Raw genomic sequence first — 3233 nt, forward strand, 5'->3', positions numbered from 1 at the left:
TATGGGTCTACGACTATAGGCTCGTTTTTCCGCTGCGTGCGACTTTTTTGCCCTTGGGAAATTTGGGATGTGCGTGCGTCGAGAGTCGAGTCCTTGCCCCACCCTCGCCGCTAGCAGAACCGCCCTAACCTCTCTCCACACTCACCGCGCCCCGGTCGCTCATCAACTGGCCGAACGCGTCGGCCGTCAAGGGCCTCCCAACCAGGAAGCCCTGAATTTCGTCGCACATCATGTTCTGCAGCTTGTCGAGTTGCGAGGCGGTTTCGACGCCCTCCGCCACGACATCCATATCGAGCGAATGGGCCAGCGCAATGATCGCGGACACGATCGCACTGCCCTCGTCGCCCGGCGCGTCAAGGCCATTAGTGAAATACCGATCTATCTTGAGTTGCTTGACGCGAAAACGTTGCAGATACGCCAGACTGGAATAACCCGTGCCGAAGTCGTCGATGGCGATATCGAAACCATTGCTCTGGAATGCATGGATCATCTCGATCGTCTTGGGCGCGTCCTGCATCGCGACAGTCTCGGTGATTTCGAACATGATCTGCTCGCACGCAACGTTTTCACGGCGCACGATCTCCAGCAATTTTTCCACCAAATCAGCTTGCAACAACTGGCGCGGTGACAGGTTGATCGCCACCTTCACCTTTGGCAGACCAGCCAGCTCCCACGCATGAAGCTGCCTGCAAGCCTCGCGAACCACCCATGCGCCGATCGCGACGATCTGTCCGGAACGTTCCGCGATCGGGATGAAATCCATCGGCGCAAGCGGGCCCAGTGTCGGATGCTTCATACGAAGCAACGCTTCCGCGCCGACCAGATCGCCGCTCTTGCCATTGAACTTGGGCTGGAAATTGAGCGAAAAATAACCGAGTTCCAGTGCGTCGCGCAACGCGTGCTGGATCTGCAAAGTGCGCGTGGCAGCCTCGTTCATGCTTGCCTCGAAGAAACGATACGTGCCGCGTCCGCCGCGTTTCGCTTCGTACATGGCGGCGTCGGCGTTCTTGATCAGCGCTTCCACGTTGTCGCCATCCTGCGGATACAGCGCGATGCCAATACTCGGCACGACCTGCAGCGGTTGCCCGTCGGTCCATACGCCTTTGAGCATCCGTTCGATAACGCTCGCGGCCATGAGGTCCGCGTCTGCGGCGGACTGGATCCCGGTCAACAGCACGACGAACTCGTCGCCCCCGAGCCGCGCAACGGTATCGCCGCCGCGCACGCATTGCAGGAGGCGTTGCGCAAATGCTTTCAGGACTTCGTCGCCGGCGGAGTGGCCAAGCGAGTCGTTGATCATCTTGAAGCCGTCGAGATCAAGAAACAGCACCGCGAATATTCCATTGTTGCGGCGCGCAATCGTCAGCGCATTCTCCATGCGTTCCGTCAGGGTGAGCCGGTTCGGCAAGTCGGTCAGCATGTCGTAAGTGGCCATGCGCAATACCTGGCCGTTCAACTGCGACACCGATCCGGCCAGCATCGAAGCACGTGCGTCAAAGCGCGACAGCATCAGCGTCACGATCAGTATCGCGAAGGTGAACAGCGTGACCGTAGTGGCGAGCCACAGGGAGTTGACACCCTTGGCCGCACCACAGATCGTGCCGAGCGGAAAATGCGCGGCGGCCATGCCGGTGTAATGCATGCCAGTGATCGCGAGCGCCATCACGAGCGCCGCAGCGATCCGCTTCTGTACTATTTTCGCCTGGCCGACGTGGCTCAGGCTACGGGCAATCCACAGCGCCGCAATCGACGCGCCAATCGCAATGGCGATGGACGCCGCGAACACCACGGGATCGTATTCAATGCCCGGCTGCATCCGCATGGCGGCCATGCCGGTGTAATGCATGCTCGCGATACCCAGCCCCATCAGCGTGCCGCCGACCACGAGCCGGCGCGTGGACATGCTTCTACCGGCGATGATGCGCAACGCGAAATACGACACACCGATTGCGATCACGAGCGAGGCGCCCGTAATGACGGCATCGTAGCCAAGCGCAATGGGCAGCGAGAACGCGATCATCCCGACGAAGTGCATCGACCAGATGCCGAGCCCCATGGCGACTGCGCCACCCGCGAGCCAGACGCGACGCACGCGGGTTATCCCAAGGAGGGAAATGCGGGCCGAAATGTCGAGCACCGTGTACGACGCCAGGGCCGCGACGGCTAACGAAAGCGCGACCAGCCAGAGATCGTAAGTGCTGTTCATAGTGATCCGGGAAAAATTTCTTTGTACGTTCTTATCGGCAGTTTGATGCCATTTCTTTAGCGCTGGTCATGCTCGTCAGTCCAAGGCCCGGCGCCGTAAAGCGGTCGCAGCGATCACGTCTCTTGCGTGTCGCGCGTAGAGCGAAAAAGCGAGCGGATCAAGAAGCGTTTTTCGCATGAAGCTAGAATCACCTGGTGGGACGCTTAACTCTCGAAACGTAGACGTAATCAAGCGCCCAAGCGAAGCGCCAGCAGCATCACCGTTTCAGGGTTCGCGCCCGATCCCTCTTCCCTCGGAGAAACATGTCATGAACCTACGAAAATTTGGGGCGACCGGCCTCGACATTTCACCCCTGTGCCTGGGCTGCATGACCTATGGCGTGCCTGAACGCGGTTCGCATCCGTGGACGCTCGATGAAGAGAAAAGCCGTCCTTTGATCAAGCAGGCGCTGGAAGCCGGCATTAATTTCTTCGATACCGCGAACGTCTATTCCGACGGGACATCGGAAGAAATCGTTGGGCGTGCGCTGAAGGATTTTGGGCGGCGCGATGAGCTCGTCATTGCAACCAAGGTGTTCAACCGGATGCGCCCGGGGCCTAACGGCAAGGGTTTATCGCGTAAGGCGATCTTTGCGGAGATCGATAACAGCTTGCGGCGGCTGGGGACGGATTACGTCGACCTTTACCAGATTCATCGATGGGATTACAGCGTGCCGATCGAGGAGACGCTTGAGGCCTTGCATGACGTGGTCAAGGCAGGAAAGGCGTTGCATATCGGCGCGTCGTCCATGTATGCGTGGCAGTTTCATAAGGCGCTCAATGTGTCGCGCCAGCACGGCTGGACGGAATTCGTGAGCATGCAGAATCACGTCAACCTGCTGTATCGGGAGGAGGAGCGCGAGATGCTGCCGCTGTGCGCGGATCAGGCAATCGCGGTGATGCCCTGGAGTCCGCTTGCCCGCGGACGGCTGACGCGCGACTGGAACGAAACCACGGAGCGGCAAGACACTGACCGCTATGGCGATAGC

Annotated in this window: 2 protein-coding genes; one reads left to right on the forward strand and one right to left on the reverse strand. The window is 59.5% G+C overall.

Annotation, left to right across the window (positions count from 1 at the left end; all coding sequences use genetic code 11):
* Positions 1–124: 124 nt before the first annotated feature.
* A complete protein-coding gene (locus tag WCA53_RS26265) occupies positions 125–2206 on the reverse strand; it encodes a putative bifunctional diguanylate cyclase/phosphodiesterase (protein WP_423917402.1) in 2082 nt (693 codons plus the stop codon).
* Between the two features lie 307 nt (positions 2207–2513).
* Between WCA53_RS26265 and WCA53_RS26270 the strand changes: the two genes are divergently transcribed.
* The coding region (locus tag WCA53_RS26270; protein WP_423917407.1) for an aldo/keto reductase at positions 2514–3233 on the forward strand (720 nt) is incomplete at its 3' end.

It is taken from the genome of Caballeronia sp. (assembly GCF_049581465.1).
Classification (GTDB): domain Bacteria; phylum Pseudomonadota; class Gammaproteobacteria; order Burkholderiales; family Burkholderiaceae; genus Caballeronia.